General features: G+C 38.0%; 21 protein-coding genes. 11 read left to right on the forward strand and 10 right to left on the reverse strand.

The window, feature by feature from the left end; all coding sequences use genetic code 11:
• The first annotated feature begins 247 nt into the window (after nt 1-247).
• Nucleotides 248-1,000: a class I SAM-dependent methyltransferase gene (locus AA0Y26_RS07440; protein WP_413366499.1), complete on the forward strand. Its 753-nt coding sequence runs from the start codon at nt 248-250 to the stop codon at nt 998-1,000.
• A 348-nt stretch (nt 1,001-1,348) separates the two neighbouring features.
• Complete coding sequence (locus tag AA0Y26_RS07445; RefSeq protein WP_413366501.1) at nt 1,349-2,290, forward strand: ATP-grasp domain-containing protein; 942 nt, start codon at nt 1,349-1,351, stop codon at nt 2,288-2,290.
• A gap of 272 nt (nt 2,291-2,562) precedes the next feature.
• On the opposite strand, the gene AA0Y26_RS07450 is transcribed toward AA0Y26_RS07445, so the two are convergent.
• Nucleotides 2,563-3,744 carry a NupC/NupG family nucleoside CNT transporter gene (locus AA0Y26_RS07450; RefSeq protein ID WP_413366503.1) on the reverse strand — a complete coding sequence of 394 codons (1,182 nt, stop codon included), beginning with the start codon at nt 3,742-3,744 and terminating at the stop codon, nt 2,563-2,565.
• Between the two features lie 517 nt (nt 3,745-4,261).
• Here AA0Y26_RS07450 and AA0Y26_RS07455 point away from each other — a divergent pair.
• Entirely contained in the window at nt 4,262-4,915 is a 654-nt protein-coding gene (locus AA0Y26_RS07455) for an SIMPL domain-containing protein (RefSeq protein WP_413366505.1), read from the forward strand.
• Nucleotides 4,916-5,109: 194 nt separating this feature from the next.
• Here AA0Y26_RS07455 and AA0Y26_RS07460 read toward each other — a convergent pair whose 3' ends face one another.
• The 4 genes from AA0Y26_RS07460 to AA0Y26_RS07475 form a co-directional block, all read right to left on the reverse strand.
• Nucleotides 5,110-5,544 (reverse strand): DUF1801 domain-containing protein, encoded by a 435-nt coding sequence (locus tag AA0Y26_RS07460; RefSeq protein ID WP_413366507.1) that lies wholly within the window; start codon nt 5,542-5,544, stop codon nt 5,110-5,112.
• Nucleotides 5,545-5,558: 14 nt separating this feature from the next.
• Nucleotides 5,559-6,266 carry a DNA alkylation repair protein gene (locus tag AA0Y26_RS07465; RefSeq protein WP_413366509.1) on the reverse strand — a complete coding sequence of 236 codons (708 nt, stop codon included), beginning with the start codon at nt 6,264-6,266 and terminating at the stop codon, nt 5,559-5,561.
• Nucleotides 6,267-6,448: 182 nt separating this feature from the next.
• On the reverse strand, nt 6,449-7,267 hold the full coding sequence (locus AA0Y26_RS07470) for a dimethylarginine dimethylaminohydrolase family protein (protein ID WP_413366511.1): 819 nt from the start codon (nt 7,265-7,267) through the stop codon (nt 6,449-6,451).
• A 430-nt stretch (nt 7,268-7,697) separates the two neighbouring features.
• The gene (locus AA0Y26_RS07475; RefSeq protein WP_413366513.1) at nt 7,698-11,477 is read right to left on the reverse strand and encodes a S8 family serine peptidase; all 3,780 of its coding nucleotides are present in this window, start codon (nt 11,475-11,477) and stop codon (nt 7,698-7,700) included.
• 261 nt (nt 11,478-11,738) lie between these two features.
• On the opposite strand from AA0Y26_RS07475, the gene AA0Y26_RS07480 reads away from it, so the two are divergent.
• Nucleotides 11,739-11,873, forward strand: coding sequence for a hypothetical protein (locus AA0Y26_RS07480; protein WP_413366515.1), 135 nt, complete (start codon nt 11,739-11,741; stop codon nt 11,871-11,873).
• Nucleotides 11,874-12,214: 341 nt separating this feature from the next.
• Here the strand turns inward: AA0Y26_RS07480 and AA0Y26_RS07485 are convergent, their stop codons facing one another.
• Nucleotides 12,215-13,543, reverse strand: a complete 1,329-nt coding sequence (locus tag AA0Y26_RS07485; RefSeq protein WP_413366517.1) for an enhanced serine sensitivity protein SseB — start codon at nt 13,541-13,543, stop codon at nt 12,215-12,217.
• 320 nt (nt 13,544-13,863) lie between these two features.
• Here AA0Y26_RS07485 and AA0Y26_RS07490 point away from each other — a divergent pair, with 320 nt between their 5' ends.
• Both AA0Y26_RS07490 and AA0Y26_RS07495 read left to right on the forward strand, forming a co-directional pair.
• Nucleotides 13,864-14,910: an ankyrin repeat domain-containing protein gene (locus AA0Y26_RS07490; RefSeq protein ID WP_413366519.1), complete on the forward strand. Its 1,047-nt coding sequence runs from the start codon at nt 13,864-13,866 to the stop codon at nt 14,908-14,910.
• A 54-nt stretch (nt 14,911-14,964) separates the two neighbouring features.
• The gene (locus tag AA0Y26_RS07495; RefSeq protein WP_413366520.1) at nt 14,965-15,711 is read left to right on the forward strand and encodes a YwqG family protein; all 747 of its coding nucleotides are present in this window, start codon (nt 14,965-14,967) and stop codon (nt 15,709-15,711) included.
• A gap of 275 nt (nt 15,712-15,986) precedes the next feature.
• Here AA0Y26_RS07495 and AA0Y26_RS07500 read toward each other — a convergent pair whose 3' ends face one another.
• Entirely contained in the window at nt 15,987-17,282 is a 1,296-nt protein-coding gene (locus AA0Y26_RS07500) for a S8 family peptidase (protein WP_413366522.1), read from the reverse strand.
• A 134-nt stretch (nt 17,283-17,416) separates the two neighbouring features.
• Between AA0Y26_RS07500 and AA0Y26_RS07505 the strand changes: the two genes are divergently transcribed.
• Together AA0Y26_RS07505 and AA0Y26_RS07510 are read left to right on the forward strand one after the other, a co-directional pair.
• Nucleotides 17,417-18,637, forward strand: coding sequence for a tetratricopeptide repeat protein (locus AA0Y26_RS07505; protein WP_413366523.1), 1,221 nt, complete (start codon nt 17,417-17,419; stop codon nt 18,635-18,637).
• A gap of 317 nt (nt 18,638-18,954) precedes the next feature.
• Nucleotides 18,955-19,146, forward strand: a complete 192-nt coding sequence (locus AA0Y26_RS07510) for a hypothetical protein (RefSeq protein ID WP_413366525.1) — start codon at nt 18,955-18,957, stop codon at nt 19,144-19,146.
• Between the two features lie 316 nt (nt 19,147-19,462).
• Here the strand turns inward: AA0Y26_RS07510 and AA0Y26_RS07515 are convergent, their stop codons facing one another.
• The 3 genes from AA0Y26_RS07515 to AA0Y26_RS07525 form a co-directional block, all read right to left on the reverse strand.
• Entirely contained in the window at nt 19,463-19,960 is a 498-nt protein-coding gene (locus AA0Y26_RS07515; RefSeq protein WP_413366526.1) for a hypothetical protein, read from the reverse strand.
• Nucleotides 19,960-20,166: a helix-turn-helix transcriptional regulator gene (locus AA0Y26_RS07520; protein WP_413366528.1), complete on the reverse strand. Its 207-nt coding sequence runs from the start codon at nt 20,164-20,166 to the stop codon at nt 19,960-19,962. Before AA0Y26_RS07520 ends, AA0Y26_RS07515 begins: the two co-directional genes overlap by 1 nt.
• Nucleotides 20,167-20,514: 348 nt before the next feature.
• Complete coding sequence (locus AA0Y26_RS07525) at nt 20,515-20,937, reverse strand: DUF4279 domain-containing protein (RefSeq protein WP_413366530.1); 423 nt, start codon at nt 20,935-20,937, stop codon at nt 20,515-20,517.
• A 362-nt stretch (nt 20,938-21,299) separates the two neighbouring features.
• Here AA0Y26_RS07525 and AA0Y26_RS07530 point away from each other — a divergent pair, with 362 nt between their 5' ends.
• From AA0Y26_RS07530 to AA0Y26_RS07540, 3 genes are all read left to right on the forward strand, one after another.
• Nucleotides 21,300-22,694, forward strand: coding sequence for a vWA domain-containing protein (locus AA0Y26_RS07530; protein ID WP_413366532.1), 1,395 nt, complete (start codon nt 21,300-21,302; stop codon nt 22,692-22,694).
• Between the two features lie 412 nt (nt 22,695-23,106).
• A complete protein-coding gene (locus AA0Y26_RS07535) occupies nt 23,107-24,123 on the forward strand; it encodes a hypothetical protein (protein WP_413366534.1) in 1,017 nt (338 codons plus the stop codon).
• A gap of 335 nt (nt 24,124-24,458) precedes the next feature.
• Nucleotides 24,459-25,034, forward strand: a complete 576-nt coding sequence (locus AA0Y26_RS07540; RefSeq protein ID WP_413366536.1) for a VanZ family protein — start codon at nt 24,459-24,461, stop codon at nt 25,032-25,034.
• Nucleotides 25,035-25,050: the final 16 nt, after the last annotated feature.

A 25,050-nucleotide genomic window follows, 5' to 3' on the forward strand; every position in this document is an offset into this window, starting at 1 on the left:
AATATTGGTTATATTATTGTATTTGATTAATTTATATGTGACTTACTTTATAATGAAAAAATAAAGGCAGAAATCGAGTGTGATTTCTGCCTTTTAATAGATGATTTTTAGGGAATTTTGTAAAGAAGACATGCCTCTATCTACATCCTAACAAAAACTGAATTATAAGTCTATTATTGACTTTGTATTGATGTGATAATTAATTTGCGCAAATACTTCATAACGTTATGGTGAAACGAAGGGAAAAATGAAACAGAATATATATGATAACAATACATTTTTTGGAAAATATCAGGAAATAAGAGCCCGAGAAAATAATTATAATAATTTACTTGAGCAGCCAAACTTTTTTACCCTAATTCCAACTCTTGAAAATAAAGTAGTTTTGGATATTGGCTGTGGAATGGGAGATTTTGCAGCATATTGTATTGACCAAGGTGCAAAACATGTAACTGGAATTGATATTTCTTCAAACATGATTGCTAATGCAAAGAAACGCCATATTCATGAAGGTCTAACTTTTAGGCAGGTTGCATTTGAGGATGTGGCAGTGCCGAATGGTTCAATTGATTTTGTTAGTAGTTCACTAGCTTTTCACTATATTGCAGATTTCCAATTACTTATAAAGAAGATAAGTGCGGCATTATGCGAAGGAGGAATTTTACTATTTTCTCTAGAGCACCCGATTGTAACAGCAAATAAAGGAAAAGAAAACTGGGTCACCGATCATGAAGGTAATTTGCTTCATTTCGCAGTAGATAATTATCAAGATGAGGGCTTACGTACTCAAAGTTGGTTGGTTGAAAATGTCATGATGTATCACCGCACGATGTCTACGATCCTAAATACGCTTATTGAAAGTGGTTTACAAATCGAAAAAATTATTGAGCCAATACCAACTAAAGAGGCAGTGTGTAATTTACCGAGCCTCCATAAAGAATTTCGTAGACCTTCTTTTTTAATTATAAGAGCAAAAAAGTATCACATTAAGTTAGCATAGAAATAAAAATTTAAACCGCATGTAAATCTATCACTCTGAACCATACTACAAGGAAATAAAATAGCCCTGTAAATATGGAAACAGATACTGCAAAAATTCCGGAAGCCTATTATATGAAAGCTGGTCAACTCGAAACATTTCTTCATTGAAGTATTTAATTTCACAAACTAATGATTCATACATTATTATAATAAATACTGATGAAGAAATTTCCTCAGTTGCTTCAAAAGAATCGGCTGAGGATACAGCAAGAATACAGGGCTTGTATCTTCCTTTAGTGAACGCGGCCGGTTATTAAAAAAGTAGTAAAAAAGTTAAATCAAAAAGATAAGCAGAAGGGTGTTTAGCATGACAAAGAAAATTTATGTTATCCATGAAAACGATGATTGGACAAGCCATTTAGTCAAAAGATTAGAAGAATTAAACTTACCCTTTGAAACTTGGCATCTAGACGAGGGGATTGTAAATTTAAATGAGGCACCGCCAGAAGGTGTATTCTACAATCGCATGAGTGCATCATCCCATACACGTAATCACCGTTTTGCACCAGAGCTGACAGGTGCAGTGATAGATTGGCTGGAGTTCCACGGTAAAAGGGTATTGAATGGCTCAAATGCACTCCGTCTTGAACTGAGCAAAGTAAAACAATATACACAGTTAGAAAAGTTCGGCATTCGTGTGCCAAAAACAGTGGCGGCTGTTGGAAAAGAACAAATCATGGAAGCGGCGAAAGCTTTAAATACCGTACCGTTCATCACTAAACATAACCGTGCCGGTAAAGGGCTGGGCGTTCAATTATTCTATTCTTTAGAAGCGCTGCAAGAACATTTAGATAAACCGACATTTGAGGATTCAGTGGATGGTATTACACTCGTACAAGAATATGTAACTTCTCCAGACCAATCAATTACGCGTGTAGAATTCGTTGGCGGGGAATATGTCTACTCCGTAAGAGTCGATACGTCTGAAGGCTTTGAATTATGCCCGGCAGACGCATGTCAAATTGGCGACCTGTTCTGCCCGGTTGGAGAAGAACCAAAGGATCAAATGAAATTTAGAATTGTGAAAAATCCTCATACAGAACTGATCGAAAAATACCAAACATTCTTAAAAGAGAATGGCATTGATGTTGCAGGTATAGAATTTATCGTCGATAGTGAAGGCACTGTCTACACATATGATGTAAACACAAATACAAATTACAACTCTGACGCTGAAGAAGAAGCTCAAAAATTCGGTATGTTAGAACTTGCAAAGTTATTAGGCAGAGAGTTAGAGAACTTAAAGTAATTTAAAAATAGGTGCAAGTTACTTGTCGAATGATTTTTCGCCAAGCGGCTAAGGTGTTCAACCAGTGCAAGGCTGAACACTGAGAATGGGAAAATAAACCGTTGTTGACAATCATGGATGGTTTTTCCCGACTGATCTAAATATAGAAACCCCTCATTTAGATGGATTACGTTGTACCAAACGTAAATGAGGTCTATGAAAAAACCACTAACGAACGTTGATGAATAACGTTTTTTAGTGGTTTTAAAATGAAGAGATTAAACAGCTCGTATTTATAAAATGAAGCTGACGATGATCGATGAAAGTATACTTACAAGTGTTGCGCCATATAACAGTTTCAATCCAAAACGCGCAACGGCATTTCCCTTTTCCTCATTCAGACTTTTGACAGCCCCGACGATAATACCAATTGATGAAAAGTTGGCGAAGGAAACGAGGAATACAGAAAGAATGCCCATTGTTCGTTCACTAAAGGCATAATTGCCTTCGGATAAATCCAGCATCGCAACAAATTCATTAGTCAACAGTTTAGTCGCCATAATGGCTCCTGCATCAACCGCTTCTGAGAAAGGAATCCCCATAATAAAAGCAATTGGAGAAAATAGATAACCTAGGATCGTCTGGAATGAGATATTAAACAATAGCTCAAACACATGATTGAATCCTGCCATTAATGCTATGAACCCAATTAACATAGCCCCGACGATAATTGCTACCTTAAAACCATCAAGAATATACTCACCGAGCATTTCAAAAAAGGATTGCCTTTTTTCCTCCTGTATTTCTAATATATCCTCTCTAGGGTCAATTTCGTACGGGTTAATAATAGAAGCTATAATAAAACCGCCAAATAAGTTTAAAACTAAAGCTGTGACAATATATTTTGGTTCCAGCATCGTCATATAAGCCCCGACGATGGACATCGATACAGTCGACATCGCTGAAGCACACAAAGTGTACAAACGCTGGTTCGTAAGCATGCCGAGTTGTTTTTTTAATGTAATGAAAACTTCCGACTGTCCCACCATCAGTGAAGCAACGGCATTGTATGATTCAAGTTTACCCATACCGTTTACTTTACTTAATAACACGCCGATACCCTTCATTAGGAATGGCAGAATTTTCAGATGCTGCAGAATACCGATTAATGCAGAAATAAATACAATTGGCAGCAATACAGTTAAAAAGAATGGAGCCTCTCCTTCATTCGCGATACCGCCAAACACGAAGGCAATCCCTTCGCTTGCATATTCAAGCAATGTGCTGAAAACAGCAGCTATTCCCCTGATGATGATTAATCCGAATTCTGTATTTAACAATAACAATGATAAAAGAATTTGAATGATAATCATCGTGATAATTGGTCTGATTTTTATCTGTTTCCGGTTGGAACTAGCCAGCCATGCTAAAAACAATACAATAAGGATACCTATAATAGAAATAACGTATTGCACATGTAACCTCCTGATGAAATGTAATAATATGTCATCGCTTCTAAAGTAAAACGTTTACTGGTGTTTACAATAGATACTTTACCCATATTTTATAAAAAAGAACCGGACATCATTTTTTCAAGTAAATACTTAATTCCTTAAGTTTGGAGAGTTTTTTACTTTACACCAGAAGGTTCCAAGGGATAATACGGAGCTGCCAATAAGATGGCAAGGGATAATTGACGGTTGGAGTTGGTCAAAGGGCATACTTCAACAAATGAGGGCCGCACTTACATGAGATATGGTGAACTGTACAACAAGTGCTGGTAAACAAATAAAGACGTAAGATGAAAAAGTTTTCTTAAAAATAAAGTGATTTTAATTATAGACGATCAAATGAGCTTCTTATGACGGGGAATGTATGTTGAAGAAATTTTGGCTACTCATTATATTCGGTAAAAAGTGAAAATAGATAAGAACAACCATGTAGACAAAGTGCATAGTATATGAAAAAGACCGATACGAAAGGCGGAATCTGTTGTATCATCCACAAATGCAGTGTCAGCCATTTCCGATCTCACGTGAAATGACCGTGACAGGGAATGGAGAAATCATTGCGCAGCCCGACTATGTTCAAATTCAGATAGAAGTGCGTACAGAAGGAAAGGATGTCAGTTTAGCTCAGCAGGAAAATGCCCGTATCATGAACCGTGTCATTGAATCGCTCTTGGCGTTAAATATTCCACGAGAGGCGATCCAAACGACTGCCTATACCATTTCTCCAAACTACGATTATATTGAGGGAAGACAAGTGTTTAGGGGATATGAGGTGCAAAATGCGATTACCGTTAAAATAACGGATATTAGTCAAGCTGGCACAGTTATTGATACAGCTATACAAAATGGGGCAAATCATGTTTCAGCTATTCAGTTTAAAATAGAAGATTCGGATGCCTATTATCAAAGGGCCCTTAATTTAGCACTAATCAATGCAATAGCGAAAGCCAAATCCATGGCTGAAACGATGCGTGTACCTTTACAGCCTATACCAATCAAGATTGTTGAAGAGAGCCAAAATATTACACCCGTTCCTTATAAGTTGGCTCAATTAAGCAATCAGGAATTTGCGACACCTATTGAACAAGGGACAATTTCCATTAATGCCTCTGTTCAAGTTAAATTTCAATTTTAGGATTAAATTATAGCAGTGTTAGTTAACGTATCAATAGCTAGTGAAAAATATATGTGTATTATTAATGTGTCTACAGTTATGAATGTTCTCTAGCTAGGTTCTCGGGAAACTAGTTTCACCGTTTGTGATTTATACTGGAAAACCCCGAATAGTTCCACTTTTGATCAGTGCCTGCCATTCGGGGGAAGTTTTTATTACTTTTTCACCAATTGTTTTTCATACAGCTCAATCCATCGCTGGGGTGTCATCTTTTGCAGCAGCTCACCGATAAGCTCATATGGTATATGCTTCGTGTTTGTTAGTCGAATACAGCTTTTTCCCATGTTTAATTTTGTAGATACTTGCTTGGCGTATTCGTTTTGGAACCATGTTAGTAATTCTTCATCAGCGTAAATGCCCATATGATAAAGTCCAATATGCTGCTTCTGTGCAATAAGGGCAAGAAAGGGAAGAGGCTTTTCAGGTGTAACATGATAGCCCTTCGCATATAGAGAATGAGGGATGACATAACCTAACCCGCCGTTCTCCTCGACTTTTTCGAACCCGTCTGGTAAGTTTTGTTCTATCGTTTCTACGAGTTTTATAAAAGCTTCACGTCTCTTTTCATCTACTAAATGCTCATAGTTCATGTCGGCACCTCCAGTTAGCATCGTACATATTTTCGTTTAAATCCGATTCGATTACGTTCAACTTCCTTTAAAATACTTTCGTAGGCATTTACAACACTGCTTTTTTTATGATCACGCTTTATTTCTACAGCACCAATGATTTGGGCTGTTTCAAGCGCTTGTTCATGCAGCGGTTTAAAGGAGACACCCACAGTAGTTACAAAGTTATTCATAGAAGCCTTTGTACGCGGCGGTGCTTCATGTATTTTTTCTTTTACTGTTTGCAGCATGCCCGTTAATTTAGATACAGAAAATTCCTCGTCCTTGCGATTGCCAAGCATCCAGCAATAGCAGCTCCAGCCAGCCGACATTTTCAACTCTTCATTACTAGCAATCCATTCATCAGCAATATTTTGGCCGATAGGGGATTCTGCTAATGTCACCGCAACAACATAATCTGATAACATGTAAAAATAAGCCTCATCGATCCAACGATTAAAATCATCCTCTGTCATATGAACAGGGTCAGCAATAATCCCTGCAAAGTACATCGCATCATAATTTCCTGTGGCGTAGAGCTGTTCTGCTAAAGGCTGATCGATTTTTATTTGTTTTGCGATAGGTTTCATTGCGCCTGTTGCAACGCCAAATACAGGTTCTCTTGCACCGTTTGATAAATAGATTTTCTTCGTACGCTCTTTCCCTAACGCTTCTAGTTTTTCCATTACTTCTTCAAACTGCATATCGACACATCCTCAATTGATTTGATTTGAACATTTGAATCATCATTATTGTAACGGAAAAAGTTTGGATGGCAAACACAGGTATCGATTTTCCGGGTTAAAATTAAAACGTTGTATGTACTAACCATATAAACAACCCCATTCTAGGAACTGCGGGTTGTTTATATAGCCGTTTTTCTATTTTATGCTTCTCGTAAGATAGGAAGGGTGCAGCAGCGGAAAGAGCCGCCCGATTTAATGATTTCTGTAATATCAACTTCAATTACTTGAAAGCCCCGGTCACGAAGCTGCTTGTTTACATTCTTATTAACGGGCAGGCTTAATACCCGCTTGTTGCCAATGCACAATACATTTGTCCCTAATTGAAATTGTTCCTCTTCCGAAACTACAATTAAATCATAGCGTGCAGCAAAAAAATCGATTTGCTTTTGTGTTAAGGCATTTGGGTAAATAAGGGCTACTTCAGGGGAAACGACATTAAATACACAATCCAAATGCAAATATTTTTCTTTAAATGGAATAGGAATGACATCAAATTTATTTAAAAGACGCTGTAATTGTTCAACAGCTTTTTCTTCTGTCCGATTGCTGAGTCCCACGTAAATCGTATTCTGATCAATTACAACATCTCCGCCTTCAATTCGTTCCTCGATTAAATTATAATAGGAGATTTCTTCATCCTCCAGCCACTGCTTTAAAATGTTTTCTTCCCCTGAGCGAACGTCTGTGGCCATTTTAGCAACAAATATTGTTTGTCCTAGTGTAAAACCAACATCCCTTGTAAAGACCTGTTCAGGATATTTTTTATGATAAGGTAATAAAATAACATCGACATTATTTTCTTTTAGCGTTTTAACAAATTCACCGTGCTGCTCGAGTGCGCGTTCAATATGAATGCCTTCATTCTTAAAATGCTTTTGTGTTTCATTAATTACGTCGCGGATTGTCATATATTGAGGCTGGCAAAGAATCACTCGTTTTAATACATCGTACTCACTCATGCAAAAAGTCTTGAGGTTTATGTTTGGGCGTTCTGTCACTTTCACGCACTCCTATCATGGCTTTTTAAACTAGTTTTTCCGAAATGGTTATTATTATTACAAACAGACATTCAGGATTTGTTTTTGCGCCATACGATCTTTTAACTATCCTTCCTTTTTAGATAGGGGAGATGGGCCTCATTTTAAAATAAAAAGGTAGAAGAGATGAATAATAAACAAAATCAGTTTACAGCCTCTGGGATGTGTACGAGTCCATTTAAAAACCAGCTAACTTCATGCCTCTATATGAATTTAATAAAATATGTGCTAAGAAGATAACACCTGATTGGATATTTTTGTATCAAACCGCAAAAAAGAGAAATTGCGCTATGCAATTTCTCTTTTTACTTGAACCCAAATTAATAATGTCTTACACTTGATAACTTCTTTATTACCTGCCGTTGCCGTTGCCGTTACCGTTACCGTTACCGTTACCGTTACCGTTACCGTTACCGTTACCGTTACCGTTACCGTTACCGTTGCCGTTACCGTTACCGTTACCGTTGCCGTTACCGTTGCCGTTACCGTTGCCATTACCGTTGCCATTGCCGTTACCATTGCCTGGTTTTACAACACTCACATCAAATGTTAGTGTATGCTCACCATAAGTTACTGTAATCGTCGTCTTACCTTGACCTTTTCCTTTTACAGCTCCTTCTTTTACAGTAGCTATTTTATCATCCGCTACTTCATATGCTGCAAGCTTTGTAACATCTTTTTCTGTTGTTTTACCATCAAAAGTAGTTACTTCATTAATCGTAACTTTAACTTCTTTACCTATTCTAGTTTCAACATGGGCTTGGTCAATTTCTAAGGTTACTACTGGTGTTTCTACAACAGGTGCCTTCACTGTAACATTAACAGTTACTTCGTTACCACCGTGTGAAATCGTAATTGTAGTCGTGCCTTCTCCAACTGCGGTTACTAATCCATTTACTACTGTTGCAACGTTATCATCCGCAACAACATAAGTAGCTTTTGAAGTTACGTCCTCCTCAGTTGCATCACCTTCAACTGGCGTGGACGTTTCTGTTACCGCAAGCTGTGCAGTTTCTCCAGCTGTCATGTCTAGCTCAGCTGGGTTTACAGAAAGTGTTACTACCGGTTCTACTACTTCTTTTTCATATATCACTGCTTCGCCAACATTCCCGGCAGCGTCAGTAATGACTACTGATACAGCAGTAGTTTCTGCTGTTACTGGGAATGTGAAGCTGCCGTCTTGATTTAATTCAAAAGCAACAGGCGCCTGTACTTCGCCATTTACCGTCGCAATATAGGAAGCTTTTAACTTATCATTTAGGTTGTAATCTAAACCGTATAAATATAATTCTTCATTGTAGTCGATATACTTATCAGTTACTTGTCCTGTAGCGGCACCTTCAGCTACTGAACCAGTAATTGCTGGTTTCGTCGTTTTTACTACAATTGGACCAACATAATCCGAAACTACTCCAGATGCTGCAAGACCAGTGAAGTCAATTGTATATAAACCATCTGGAATCGTTGTGGCAGGTTCTGATCCCCATGGTTTGTACTGCCCGCCAATATTCAACGTATAAGAGCCTTTTCCTAGTGCCGTACCTGAATGTAGGTAACCAATGTAGCCATCTCCGTATTCTCCACCTTCAGGATTCATAATATCCCAAAGCTCGATATAGTTAGTTGTTACATCTCCAGTTAATGTGAATGAAAGTATAGCTGAGTCTTTCACTCCGTCTCCGTTAAATGATAGGTCTGTTTCTGTAATCTTGAAATCTTGAAGTTCAGTTACTGCCGCGCCGCCAAAGTCAGCTGCGAATGGCAATGAAATTTCTGTAGCTCCACCGCTGATATAAATATATCCTAGTATTTCAGAGCCGTTTGGAGCCGTAGCTTGTGAAGCAGTTAGTGTAATATTTAAAACTTGCTCACCAGCTAGATTAAATGTTGGCTGATCTACTGTAACAGTAGCATCACCAAAGGTTTTTGTCACGTCAACTGATACGTTATAATTGCCGCCGTTCCCTTTGATATCTTTTACTAAAACTTGTTTCGTTACGGAAATATCTCCGTCTTTAAGTGATTGCGGGCCGAACGTAATCGTACCTTTCAGGTTTTCTGCAACTGCACCAGTTCCATCTAAAATGGCAGTATCAAGTGCATAGGCAAGAATTTCCGGATGCGCTGCTGCATAGGCATTGACACGTCCTGCACCTTGAGAAAATACATCATATTTTGTTTTATCTAAAACCTTTGCTGTATTAGAAAGCGCCACTTTTACATCGAACGCGTTCCAATCAGGATTTGCTTGTTTAACTAATGCAGCAATACCGGCGATATGCGGTGTTGCCATAGATGTTCCTGTTTTACGAGCATATGCTTCCCCGTAATCTGCATCAGGGAAATCTTTTTTATACATTGGAATCGTTGACATAATGTTTGTCCCAGGTGCACTTACATCTGGTTTAATATCAAAGTTTGGTGTAGATGGTCCACGTGAACTTGAAGAGTTTACATCATCTCCGAGTGTCTTTGTTGAATCAAAATTACCAAAGCTTACTTTTCCAGTTCCTCCAGCTAATGCAGCGCGAATTGCTTCCCCGTCTGTTTGGGACATATCAAATGTTGGCAGAAAATCGAATGAATCACCAAGGAATGTACCTGAAATGTCCGGTGCATTTGTGCCGCCGGCAAAGTTGTGAATAATTGTTGCAACTGCTCCATTCGCCTTTGCATTCGCAATTTTATCGACGAATGCGATACTGCCGCGAGAAATCAATGCCACTTTACCCTTTACATCAATTCCTTCAAAGTCTTTTACTTCTCCGTTTCCAGGAATAGCAACGAGGTCAAACTCTCCTTGAAGCTGAGTTTCTAAATCTTTCCCAAAAGTTGTACCCATTAACGGAAGCTGTTTTGTTAAGTTGTAGTCGCCGACTGTAACATTCACTTCTCCGTTGTACATTGTTTCAGGGTTTGTTGTGTTACCAACAGCAATTCCTAAACGAGCCGTTGCAGGTGTACCCATTGTTCCGCGATTTGGACCAGAGTTTCCAGTTGCAATTACTCCGATTGTTCCAGCCATCATTGCATTATTAATGGCGAATGAACCAGCATCTGTTTCAGAGTTAGCGCCGCCGCCAAGTGAAAGGTTGATAATATCCATTTTTTCTATGACAGCAGTTTCAATTGCTTTAACAATACCGGATGTTGCTCCGCTTCCATACGCTCCAAGAACACGGTAAGCATAAAGGTCCACTTTTGGAGCAATTCCTTTAATACCGAATTCGTTAGCTCCGATTGCTGCAATTGTGCCGGCAACATGTGTACCGTGAGAAGTATAGAATGAGCTTCCGTTTGCATTAAATTCAGGTGTCCCGGGTGGACGCTCCGAAGGCGATGTTTCCGATGCATCGTCATCTGCACGAGGCTTCGTGTAAGTTGATGAATGTGGAATAAAGTTTTTTCCGCCTTTATAAATTCCAGCAAACTCAGGGTGATCTGCATCAATACCAGTATCTAATACTGCTACTTTTATTCCTTGTCCTTCAATTCCTTCGTTCCAAAGCTGTTCGATGCCAAGAAAAGAATTACTTGTATTCATTTGAGCTTCTACTTGATCTTGCTTAATAATGTCTGATGATTGCATCGTATTATCTTCCGATGCGTAAACAGTTGCATCGGGTTCGATTAATGTAACTCCTTCTATCGTAAGCAGTTTCGGAAGATCATTAGCTTTGACAGTTGCCGCAAAACCGTTTAGAACAGTATCAAATGTGTATCCTTGCGTCATCTGCACTTTTTTTGCAGCTAATTCTTTTTTTACATTTGCTTGCTGTGCTTTTACATTTGAGCGAACTTCATTTGCACGGGCATTAGAGAATTTTTGGCCTTTGACTTGGCTCATTCCTTGCTCTAGTGCCACAGGCTTTTCAGATAAATGAACGATGACAGCAACATCTTGATTGCCTGACACATTTTGCAGGCTTTCATGAAGGGTTGGACCATCTTTAGATAAGCTTAGCTGTTCAGCAATAGCCGCCTTTAATTGGAGTATACTTTCACTTTGACCATTCTGCTTGAATGGTTTCAGTTCTTCAGCACCAGCACTCGAGAATGGAACCAATAGAGAAAGCACCATTACGAAAGCTAGAATACTGCTAAAGAGCTTCGTAAACTTAAAATTTTTCAAATCTCATTTCCCCTTTACCTAAAATTCCCGCACTTTACAATTTAGTGCGATATCACCAATTTATCATAAGAAAATTAATCCGAATATCGAAATTTCAAAACATTCAAAAATATTGATAAATAGTATTACGTTATCAACTATTTATTAAATCTATCTTCCTAGTAATTTACTAATAAAGTAGAACTTTCATACGAAAAATGACTTCTATTAATTTGTTAAATTAATCGAGTAGAGGAATAGTAAAAAATAGAAATAGAGTCAATGATCAAGGGTACAATTGGAGGCGCAGTTGATAGTGCAGCTGCTGGTATAAAGGTAGGGGATGCAGTAGAAGAGAGGGGTTATTGGAGGAGCTTTTGGAGGGAAAACCAATTTAATAGTATGTTCAAGAAATGAAAAGGCGATCTGTAAACAAGCAGTATATCAGTTATTTATTGTAAATTTAATAATGGGGGATTATTTTAAAAATACGCTCGTTGATATGCTAAAGGGAACCGTAATATAAGTAATTGAGGTTACTAAAATGACGAACGAACCATAAAGAGTTCATTCGTCATCTCAGTTTTCTATCAGTTTTGAAGCAGGCTTTTATGTTGAGAAGTATCAGAATTAGTTTGATAGGCTTCATCATCTAACGATCAATTTGGTTTCTCAGCAAATAGAGTACATGAAGTCAGGAACAGGAAGAATTTTGGCATGAGCTTAGTAGAAATTAGGGGATGAAATTAGATGCTGCTCTAAAATAAACCGAACCGCTTCTTTTTATAGAAGGGTTTGATATCTTCCATTTTTTCTGTCCAATCGTCTATTCCAATGATTTCGAGGGCTATGCCGTTTAAATGGGGGATAGCAGCATCGGTAATCCCCTTAAAGATTTCCTCTATGTGTCCCTCAAAATCTACGATAAGCAGATAGTTTTGCTCGTTTTCTCGTATCTTCTGCCTTACATAAGCCTTTTTAATGTTTTTTTGTGTTTTCATATAAGCTTGTATCGCTTCAATCATTTGTACAGGGTATTCCTTGGGCTCGCTCAGCAAGGCATTCATTTTTTCTGGTACCGCTGCCTCCATAAAGGTACTGCTTGCAGCTTCACTTCGTTCTTGTCGGTATTGTTCAATCATGGCTTTATTTTTTGAATCAATCCTAAATCCAAGCCCTCGTGGATTGAGTACAATGCCCGTCATCCTGCTGGAGAGTGCCAAAAGGTCCTCGTAAGTAGCCACATTGCTGCTCCACAGCTCTTTATCATACATTTTCTCGAACTCAAACCAGTCGGTAAAGGCCGGAAGCCAGGTGGAATCTTCTTCTCCATCTAGAACAGCAAATTGAATACGGTCCCCTTGCCTTAAGGTAGTTTTCCCTTGTTCATCAGGAACAGGGGGCTCCTGTTTTAGCAGCTGCATCGGTACTAAGTACCGAGCGCCAAGGACTTCATCCAGCATGCGGTCTTCCAATGTTTGTAGAAGCTTTTCTTTCCCTGGTGTGTTTTGTCTGCCATGTAATGTTTGGAAAAAAAGAATCATCGCCTGCTGAAGATCTGGATTGGTTACGGGAATTTGGATTTCTGGCGTAGTGCTCCAATCCATTGGCGGCAATAGCTCATCTCGCTTCAGCTCAATATAGTACTGCCCGTTATCGATCACAATAACTGGCAGGCCTAATATATGAAGGAGACCGAATGTCCTCATGACTTCTTCTCCGCTGATTTTTTTCATCGTAAGCATCACGAACTGCTGCAGGAAGTAGTCAGCTGCATGCGCCGCATACTCTTCCTTCGAGAAAAACCAGACTCGGCCCTCCACATCAACGTACGGATAGTTAGTCTGCTTATCAAAGGCTAGATAAAGCGTCTCGGCTGTTTTAACTTTTTCCTTCAGCCGGATTAAGAACTCCTTCATTCGAACATCCAGCCATTCACGCTGGAGAGGTTGGCTGGCTAGTAAATGTTTTGTCTGATGAATCAAAAAGATCAGTTCCTGAATATTCAATTCTTCATAGGCATTCCCATCCAGACTGTCACTCCGTAAAAATTTACCGATGAGCTCATCTGTATTTCTGTCATTCATATATGTCCTCCTCATTCGACTACTTCATTATGTGTTATCATAAATCACCTATTTGAAAGGCTGTAAGGTAAAATAATATATTCCTGTATATTCCAGTGTATCCCACTGGGAAGCCCTCTTGCAAGAGATGACGAAAGCAGGGAACTTTCCTTCAGGGTGTATTCCTCAATGTGCTTTCGCTTGCTTTCCTTCTAAATGAGTAAGCCCCGAACCTGCAGCAGGAGCAAGAAAGATTAGGGGGAATATCCCATTTCTGCTATGCTATGATTAAAGAATGGGATGCATCTGTTCCGAGTGAAAGGGTAAGGAGGCATGAATATATGAATAACCTTGAAAATTTAGTAGAGGCGATTATTAATGAGTCGAGCGTAAGAGAGGAAACGTATACTTATTTCATTTCAGGGACTACAAATTCGTTTACGAGTGGATATTTTACAGTTATTGGAAATACAGCTTCGTACGATGGAGACATCACGATTGAACTATTTGAAAAGTATACAAGCGAAATTGAGGTATTAATGAAGGGGCAGGGCATTCTTTGTATCAAAGTAGATACCGGTATATTAGTTGAATCTGGGATAGTGAAAGATATGAATCCCGAACTTTTTGATATCGATGTCTTTGAGTTACTGAATTATCAAAGGTATGGACTAGAACCTATGAAGGAAGCTAGAAAGAAGGTTTTGCAGCAATCGCTGAAGGCCGAAAAAATTAAACAAACATTGGTTTTTGCGTGTTATATGAATGACTTGGACCGAATTAGAAAGTTGATTACCGGTGCGAAAAAATCCGCTTTGGATAAGGTTCTGAAATATCGCGGCACTGCGTTACAGTTTTGTAGCATGCATAATAATGTTGAGGGATTTCGACTATTAGCTGAGAACGGGGCAAACGTAGGAAAGCGTGTCATGGCGCAGACACCTCTTGAAATTGCTTTTAAACACTCAAGCGATATTGTAAATTATATTCGTTTGGAATTTCCGGATATTTATGAAAAGGAAGTAAAAAAGAAAGGCTTCGGGATTGCTCTCCATTGTAAAGATGAAGCGCTGCTGGAAGAGGTTTTAAAATTGACACCTGACATAAACCAGGAAAGAAAGCCATTCCCTCCGCTGCATAGTTTTGCGGATTATAATAACGTTGTCGGAATGAAATTTCTACTAGAACGAGGGGCCAATATCGAATGCAGAAATCAGTATAAGCAAACAGCTCTCCACAGGGCAATTAGAGCCGGAAATACTGCCGCTGTTGAAATGCTAGTAACAAACGGTGCTGACATCCATGCTCAAGATGACGAAGGGAAGACAGCAGTGGAGCTAGCAGAAACTTTTGCGGATAAAGATATTATTTATTCCATGCGGATGTAGCTGCGGATCAGTAATTATGTAACAGATAAGGAACTCACATAGGAGGAAGATAAAATGAATAGGAACCATTTTCTAGATACAATTGAAAAGTCCGAGATCAGCAACCATAAAGACTATCTACTTCAAGTTTTGAGACCTGCAATTGATATTCTTAAACATCCAGAAGCTGAACTAAAACTGGGCTGCAGCCGTTTTGGCGGAGCACCTGATTTACCGGCTGGCAGCGAATGGCCTGCATATGAGATGAAGCCTTACCGATTCCTTGGCCAAATCAATTTTGCAGAAATACCGCCAACTGAAGCCGACCTTCCGGCAAAAGGCCTGTTAAGCCTTTTTGCAGCGGATATACTTCCTGGTGACGACTCTGACCCTGATTTAGAGCCATTTGAGGATGGATATATTCATGGTATATACATTCCTGAAACTACAAATTTAGAGACGAAGCTCCCGCCTTATTCAGATACGAGCAAGGCTGTAGTGATTGAGTTTTCACCGACGATAGATATTCCTTATGACGAATATCAGTTAAAGGATTCGCCTTTTAGCGAAGATCAGAGCGACATTTATACTGAAATACGTGACTCTTTACATAAAAGTTCAGACTACCTTCTAGGCTACCCTTCACACTATACATTAGGGTATAATCCGACGCCTGGGGAAGAATGGATCTCATTAGTAACAATTGATTCGGATGATGATCTGGAGTGGTGCTGGCATGACGGCGATAAATTAATGATATTTATTGAATTAGAGCGATTGAAAAATTTGGACTTTAGCAGACTGAAGTCGGATGCAGGTTAATAGGGGAATGAATCGCATTAAAAAAGAACAGTTAAGACGTATTTGTAATTTCAGCACAAGATTGACAACAAGGTTGTTTTAGAATAAAACAGTCTGCTTCTTCTGAAAGGCCATCGAGCATAATAAATAAAGATGCTACACGAAGCTGGACGAATAAAATACTCTATCATAAGTAGATGTTAATACTAATATTTATTATAAAAGCATGAAAAAATAGTAGTACAAACGAATATAGTTTGTACTACTATTTTTAGTATATCCTAATTTTTTTACAATTACTGCACGCGGGCAAATCCGAATCCTGAAGCGTAGTCATCGCCTGTAGCAGCGCCGTAACCACCTTTAATATCTACTGATCTTGCTCTCGTTTGTAAGTTAGAACGTAGCTGCGTGTGAGACCAAGACGGATTTTCAGACCAAATTTTTGCTGCTAAACCTGACACATGAGGAGTAGCCATTGATGTGCCGCTGATTGTATTATAACCACCGTTATACCATGTAGAATAAACTGCTGAACCAGGAGCTGAGATTTCAATATCTCCTTGCTGGATTACATAATCTCCAGCTGTAGATGCATAGCCGCGTGAAGAGTAGTCAGCTACACGGTACGTCCCGTTTTGCTGTACATTTTCCAAAGCTGCAACTGCGATGGCATTTGGTAATGCTCCCGGATAGCCAATTGTTCCTTGCGCATAGCCGGAATTACCAGCTGCAGCAACTACTAGAACTCCTTTGCTGTATGCATAATTGACAGCACTTGAAATAAGGCTGTTATTCGCCGAAGAACCTAGAGACATATTAATAACTGTTTTGCTGCCAGTAGCTGTTGCTTGATCTGCTGCATGTCGAATAGCCGCAGCAATATCATCTGAGTAGCCAGAGCCGCTATCTGTTAACACTTTGTAAGCCCAAAGATCTGCACCTGGAGCAACACCGTAAACGCCGCCTTTATCGCTGCCCCCATCAGCTAATGCTGAACCGGCAACGTGTGTACCATGACCGTTTCTATCTGTACAGCTATTGTTGATAAGTGTTGTAGCACCTGTAAAGTCTTTACATTGCTCTACGTTATTGACAAGGTCAGCATGAGAAGTGTTGACACCTGTATCAAGTACGGCGATATTAATGCCGCTTCCTCCAGATGTAGATGTTAAATTGTTGTTGTTGTAAATTGCTTTAATACCCCAAGGGATTTGTTGAGAGGCTCTCGCAGAAATTGTTGAATCCGTTATTTCATTTTCTAGCATATTATCTTTTTCTAAGTCTATCGTGTCCAAGGTAACGATAGGAACCTTTGTAACGGTGAAGTTTTTATTATTCTGCAGCGCTTCGAATTGTTTTTCAGTCATATCAGTTGAAAATCCGTTCTCTGTTAATTCCCAACGAGGAGAATATTGAGTTTTTAATGTTGACTTTGCGGATGTGTTGTTTGCCTCAACATACACACGGAATTTTTCCTGACTCTCGTCGTTTCTTGAGCTGCTGTCGCTGCTCATGGTTGTCGCATGCACCGGATTGATTACTGCTCCTGCAATCAAAAGACTAAGCAACGCACTTTTCATTTTTTTCATTCGACCTAACCCCTTTTCAAATTAGATTTTGTACTACAATTTGAATCTACCATACTTTCAGTTTTTTGATTATTGGGAAAAGTTTGAGTATAATAAATGTAAAAAATAGTAATTTGAGAAGGGAGGTTACTAGCATGAAAATGGGATCATTAATTAAGTACTATCGTACAAAGCTAGGAATGACACAGAATTCAGTGGCTATGGGGATTTGCTCGATTCCTCATTTAAGTAAAATCGAAAATAATAATAAAGAAGCAAATAGCGAGACAATCCGTCTATTGCTAGAACGTTTAAACATTAGTATCCACGATGTTGAGAATAGCGAACAAAATATCGTGCAGTTATTAAATGATTTACAAAGACATATCAATTACTTGGAGGATGAGAAAGTAAAAGAGACAATGGACAAATTAAAAGAATACGAAGAAATAATTGGTTTTACGGAATCTATTTATTTATATGAACTTTATAAACTGCGTTATTATGTGTTTGTTAACGAGCATAAATTAGCAGAGAATCAATTAAGATGGCTAAATGCCCACCGGCAAAATCTTTCCCAACATGAAAGGTATTTACATTCATATTATTATGCATTAGTTTTAATAACAAAAGGTAAATATGAAGAAGCAGCTACAGAACTAACTAAAATACTCCAAATACATCCAGAACTAGGTTCACTAGAAGGAGAGTTTTACTACCATTTTGCTCTAATAAAAGGACGGTTAGAAGAACCAAGCCAAGCAATTATTTATGGGAAAAAAGCTCTTCAATTCTATAAGGACCAATTTAATTTTAAAAGAATTGTTTATACATTAATGTCCCTGGCACTCAATTACTCTCGTGGAAAGGTGTTTCATGAAGCGATCGAAATCTATGAACATCTCGTAAGAAATGTAGAACTATTACAGCAGCAGCAGCTATTACCTGCCATATATCACAATTTGGGGGATTTGTACCAAATGAGGGGGGAGTATGAAAATGCCTTAATTTACTTTGAAAAAAGCGCTTCGTTAATGTCAAAGAACTGCGATCATTATCTGCTTTGTTTATATAACTTAGGTGTTACACAACTTCGCTTAGAACAAGTGGAGAAGAGTATAAAAACCTTCAGTGTTCTAAAGGAAGAAGCGAAAAATAAGAAAAAATTAAGTTTTAATTTATTCGCTACCTTTTATTTATATTTACTGGCGGAAGAAAAAGAGAAAGCAATGGATTTTTTAGAAGGGAGGTTAATTCCGTTTACAGCAGATAATGAAGAATTAAAAGAAATGCACCAACAATTTTCTTATTTATTGGGAGAGTATTATCGACAAGAGAAAAAGTTTGAAAAAGCTATGCAATTTATTGAAATCTAAAGGAGAGTGTGAATATGAAAAAAAATGCTGGATTATCAATCTTAATACTGAGTGTTGCAATAATAATTATGTCTATTCCAATTCATCCGCCAGTTTTACAATAATTCACATCCGTATTTTCAGTTAGACCATTTCGACATTGAATAGTTAAAAAGTGAAGCTTGACAAGCACTAAGTGTGACAGGGCTTCTACTAAATAACCTCGTTGGATATAATCCCGACATCACTGATAAAATTTGTTAGTGTTAAGTTTATGAAGCATTAGTTCAAAGTAACTTTAAAAAAAGCTATTGGGCAGCTATTAGTAAGGCTGTCCAATGGCTTTTTTGGGGTTTTCAGATGAAATAGAATTCGATGGCGGCTATGCAGTGAAGGGGGAAGTGTTTATTCAAAGTGGAAAGTATAGTGTAAACAATGCAGAACTTTGGTTTACGACTGGAAAAGTTTATCGATTGTTTCAACAACTTAAAGAAGCTTATGAAAACTTAAGGGGCATGTCGTTTTTTTAAATAGAGATGACTCAATCTATTTTGTAATGAACGTTATTCTATTTGGGCAAATCGATGTAAAAGGCTATTTTCAAGAATTGCCGAGTATCGATAATCGATTAGCATTTGAGTTTCAGTTAGATCAAAGTTAATTGTTTAAAACATTAAATGAGTTAAAGAATATAGTAAATATTTATGTAGATATGAATGGAGTCAAGGGTTGAATAAAAACAGCAATTTCACATGTTATGGCAAATCTTATACTAAGTAAGTCTAGATATTCACTATAAATACCACTCCAATAACTCTGGAGTGGTATTTTAAAATTCAGTGTGTATTAATGGTAATATTTTTTCATATGGGCGTAGTAGATAATGTTTTGAATGATGCCCAAGCTAAGGACAATCGTAATATATACATAATAGGAGAATTGAAAAATTAAAAGAAAAGCAAAAATGGTAATTGCATACGTGTAGTAGACATACACCTTACGAGTCGCTTCATTCGTCACTTTACTAAATAACTCATCATCGTCATTGAATTCGTTTAACGTAAAGGCTGTAAATGCCTTTAATTTCTTGGAAGGGTTTTGGATATTGTATTTTTTGACTTTCAAAATATAGCTTGAGATTAAAATAATAGAAAGAATCAGGCAGATAGCTGAGAGTATTATTGGAATGAAATTTATTTTTTCTAAACCTAAAACTATTTGATTTTGCATTTCTATATCTAAGTACTTAAAAGAGTAAGAGGCTCCAGAAAAAGTACCTATAAATAAGACCAAAAACGCAATGTTAAATAGCGGTTCTTGAATTCGAATATCCTTTGTTGACATCAAATGTTATCCTCCTCTAACCAAAATAATTCATCTACAGTAACCTGCAAATGCTTTGCTAACTTCAGGGCTAGGGCAACAGACGGTGAAAAATCCCCTTTTTCAATGAAACCAATTGTCTGTCTTGTAACGCCAGCTAATGCTGCTAAATCAATTTGAGAAAATCCATGTCTTGCACGTAATTCCTTTACCTTATTTCTTAACATTTTCCAACTCCTTCCTGTAATTTGATTGTAAAGTATAGTTAACATAATGTCAATTATTATTAACAAATTTGGAAGGTGTACAGGAACTACGTAACTATGCCCATTCTTTATTGAGTGACTGTCAATGAATTTCATTTAGGATTAATTTGAGTAAGCTGCGGTTCTTGCTAAAGACGGCGAACTTATTCGTTAGTTATCGAAGGGTGTTAATGAAAAGAATTCACAAACAACCGAGAGAGCGTGTTGAAGGAGAATGGAATTGTTGTTCTCAGCAAGTGGAAAAGCGTTTATAGGTGTGAAATAGAAAAGAACCCCCTATGAAGTATTAGAGGTTCTCCTTTAAAAAGCCTATTCGATAACATTATTGTAAATATCAAATTCATATTTAGCGCCAATTTTATGGGCGAATTCTATCAGCCTGTGATTAATGCCAAGCCCTTGGGTTTGATAGCTATTAAAGTAAATAACGGTCATTATATAACATTCTAAATTGTACATTTCTTTATATTTGTTGATAATTTCTGCAGAGTTAAATAAGGAATCTACGATTTGGTTAATGAGTGCTTCCGGGTGGTCAGTCAGGATATAATCTGTTCCTAGCTTCCAAGCAGTTTCATACCTAATATGTTTATTTTTACCCCTTATAAATTCCTCCCCTTGCCTGTATGATTCCGTTGGATTTAGTCCTATCTCTTTTGTGAATTCATCTAATGGAAAGCTATCCCCGTATAAAATAAAATAAGCCATTGTTTTAGTACAATATTCTTCCAAATTGAACACCTCTCTTTATTTCTAAAGTAAGCTGCTTATAATAAAATATCAAATGATTTACATAAGTTTGAATGATAGTTAATTTATGGACCAAATAAATTTTCATCATGATTTTTCCAGCAGTATCAATTTTTAGTTTTATTGCATCTCTGACAGTAATACAGGCATCAACTATTACTAATGAACCAAAGTATCACTATCTCTCCGGGGGATGCCTACAGATGACAGTTACAGTGGAGTTTTATGTTGTAGGAATATGTACTCTGCGTAGCCCGTTATAAATGAGCCTAAAACCATAGAAACCAACTGCTTCTCAAAACGTAGAAAAATTAAAGGTATTTTAATAGATGGAGGAGAAAGGGATGAAACTTTTTAAAAGAAATACAATTCTAGTGTCTATGCTGTGTTTGGCAGTAATTGCAGGGTGCGGGGATGATCAAACTCAAAAGGAGGATGCAAAGTCTGATACAACAACGGCAGCCGAAGAAACAGCAGTCGAAAAGATTCCGCAGGCCGCTAGAACTATAGAAGACATGGTAGACCAAAAAGCCGGTGTGTTAATCGAAGCGCATATGGACCAGGAGCTGGAAACGCTTGGAGGCTGGGACAGTCAGCAATACCGCGACTTTTTAGAGCAAACGTTTAATCCAATTGCTGAGAAGGAGCTTGAAAATTATTTTACTGAACACGAAAACCTAAGTGGTGAGGAGGTATATGATTACCTCGTTTATATGCTTGGTTCAGGCAATTATCAAAACTATTATGACCAGTTGGTTACATATGATCATGGATTCGTAATGCCGGAGTTGCCGGATGGTGAGGATGAGGTTACGACAAAACAAAAGAAAATGAATGTCGTGGTGCTGATGGATGCAAGCGGCAGCATGAAAGGGGAAATAGCTGGTCAGACAAAAATGGAGCTGGCAAAAACGGCGATTGCCAAATTTGTGGAGCAAATTCCCGAGGATGCAAACGTTGCATTGATTGCCTATGGACATGTAGGCTCATCGGCCGATGCTGATAAAGCAGCATCTTGTTCTTCTGTGGAATCGGTGTATCCGCTATCTGCTTATCAAGCCGAAAACTTCACTACCTCATTAAATTCCTTCCAGGCAAGGGGATGGACCCCATTAGCCGGAGCAATCAATAAAGCAGGAGAAATTCTGCAGGCTTATCCTTCGGATGAATATTTGAACCTTGTTTATATGGTGAGTGATGGTGTGGAAACATGTGATGGAGACCCCGTTGCTGCAGCCCAGCAGCTTCAAAGCCAAAGTATTAAAGCAAAGGTCAATATTATCGGCTTCGATGTAGACAATGAAGGTCAGCAGCAGCTGAAAAAAGTAGCAGATTCCGGCGGTGGGGAATATGTGACAGTGGAGGATCCAGCTGAGCTTGAAGTCCAAATAACAAAAAAGTGGCAGCCTACAATCGGCCAGCTCGTCTGGACACAAGGCGTGACGATTCAGCAATTTACTAAGGCAATGGAGCGGATGAATGAGATTTATAACCCGCTTTATACAGCCTCCGATGCCGAGTTGAATCGTATTAAACATGCAGTCAATTTCCTGCATGGGGAGGAACTTCTTACTGATGATGTGAAAAAGCAGGTGCTGGAATTGGCTGAATCCCTGCAAGATGTACGGAATGAACACTTTAAAGCAATAAAAGAGACTAAGGAAGCGGAGAGAAAGCAGGCCAACGAAGAAATTAATGCGAAGGTTGAGGAATGGCGCCAGAAATGGAGAAATGAATAAAAAGCTTATTTTCCGACGGGGAACTAGCGAGATTTTTCCTAGCTGTCAATTCTTTATAAAAAATTCATACTGCAATGTAAAAGCAGTATGGTGAGCATTCTAACAGGGGAAAAGTACTTTGCCTATACATAACCAGCATTTCCTTATGGAGCAGTGAACCGTATCATAAGTACGTAGAGTTAACATGCTGCGTTAAGCTTATGATTAACTGCTGGCTCACTTTAGTGTGCATGACAATGCTGATATGTAGAAGCTCCTCATTTATGGATTCATCTAGCGTTAATCATCCTGTTAAAGGAGTTGCTTTAGCGGAGGGCAAGAAGGGAGTAAAATCTTTAACGGTTACGTACTGTACAAAATCTTATTTTTAGTAGAATAGAAAAATGTTCGAAATCAAGAAGCGGCCAGCTGGATGGCCGCTTTTTCTATTTTAGAAATTGAATGGTTCTTATATTTAAGAGAACCTTCTCTTTTCCTTGAGAAAAACTTTAAATTTAGTGGCTATAATCAGGACATAAGCAAAGATTGCTTATTCAAAACAGACGTTTTGAGAAAATCTCATAAATCAGAAGGGAAGAAAATAATGGATAAGAATAAGTCGGGAAAGAAAAATTTTATGAATATGAAAAACAGGATAATAACAGGTGTTTCGTTATTAGTAATTGCTACTTCAACTACTGTTGCTGCTGCTCAGCATACCGATTATTTTAATGAGTTTTTTGGCGGAATAGCTAACAACTTTGTAAAAGATACACATGATCAAGTAGTTATAGCATCTGGCATAAAAATGAAAATAGTAGAAAGCATAAGTGCGGAAAAAAGTTCACTCGTCATCGTCTCTTTCGAAAAAGAAGATGAAACTAAATTTCCTGAAGGTGCAGCAGTGTCGAACCTGGAGTTAGACCTGAAAGATGGGGCAAGTTATATGGTTGAGCAGCGATTGACGGAGGATCGAAGCAAGATTATTGCGATGTTTGATATGGATACAGTAAGCAGCATAGAAGGCAAAAGTGTTACAGTGAAAGCCGATGCTGTTGTGGATGATAAAACAGGAGAGGTACTTGCAGGCGGGCCCTTTAAAAATAAATTTACGGCACAGGATCGTTCGAATAAATTCGATATTGATGTAACACTTACACAACAAAACGAAGAAGTTGGGCTGAAAGCTTTATATGTTTCGGCGATTGGGATTGAACTTGAAGGGGAGCGGCTAGATGGCAAGACAAGTTACTTACCTGAAATTGGCCCTATCGTCAAAGTGGTGACAAAGGACAACCAAGTCATGGAACTAAGTATGGGCTCAATAAGTACAACAGATATCGGATTCAAATGGCAATATAGTCTAGACAAAAACGGGGACCGTGTATTTTTAGATAAGTCTAACGTTAAAAAGATCATGATAAACAATCAAATAATTGATATTGATTAAACGAAGCATTGAACTAATTAAATTATGCAATATGCAGGCAAGAGTGAGTAACAGGCTTAAAGACAGCATGATAAAAGGAGAGCCATGAAATTGAACTGCAGTTCAATTTCATGGCTTTTTGACTTCTGCGGCTCCTCACTGGAGAAAAGGTTTTTCCGTGCCGCTTCCGGCTATTCTTACGTTTACTTTGTAAATCGTGCTCTCTCTGCCTTTTTTGCTTTTTAATATTAAGGAATTACTTTCCTTTTCTTAAGAAAAACTTAAAAAATAGAAGCTATACTTTATTTGATAAGAATACGGTTCTTAACCAAAAGAAACTTCAGGAGGATGAATAAATGGAAAACTCATTAATGTTTACGATAGATTCATGGTATATCCTTATACCTGCATTTCTCATTTTTATAATCTATATGTTCTTCACGATGATTAAAAACAAAAAGTATAGAGGGGGTCAATTTTTATTAGTAACCTCTTTTGCAGTTTATTTTCTAAGTATGATTCACCTAGTATTTTTCCCGATTGAGATTAATATTGGGGAATATGCAAATCTAACTCCATGGTACAAGTCTATTAACTTTATTCCACTACTAACAATAGACGCAGCAACTTTTATATTAAATATAATCATGTTAGTACCCCTTGGTATGTATTTACCATTACTGAGCAGCAAGTTTCAATCTGTTAAAAAGGCAGCTTCTATGGGGCTGTATATCAGCTTATCCTTTGAATTTACACAACTCTTGATGAGAATTATCTTTGGCAATGGGAGAAGTACAGACATTAACGATTTACTTGCCAATACTTTAGGGGCGGTAATAGGGTTTTTACTAATAAGAGAGCTGTCAAAAAAATCATTCGTTAATACTATTCTTCATAAACTGAAGCTGGAAAAAAGCTATGAAAGAGCATAAGATTACCTATTCTCTA

This window comes from Lysinibacillus canaveralius (genome assembly GCF_047301505.1).
In the GTDB taxonomy this organism is placed as follows: Bacteria; Bacillota; Bacilli; order Bacillales_A; family Planococcaceae; genus Lysinibacillus_B.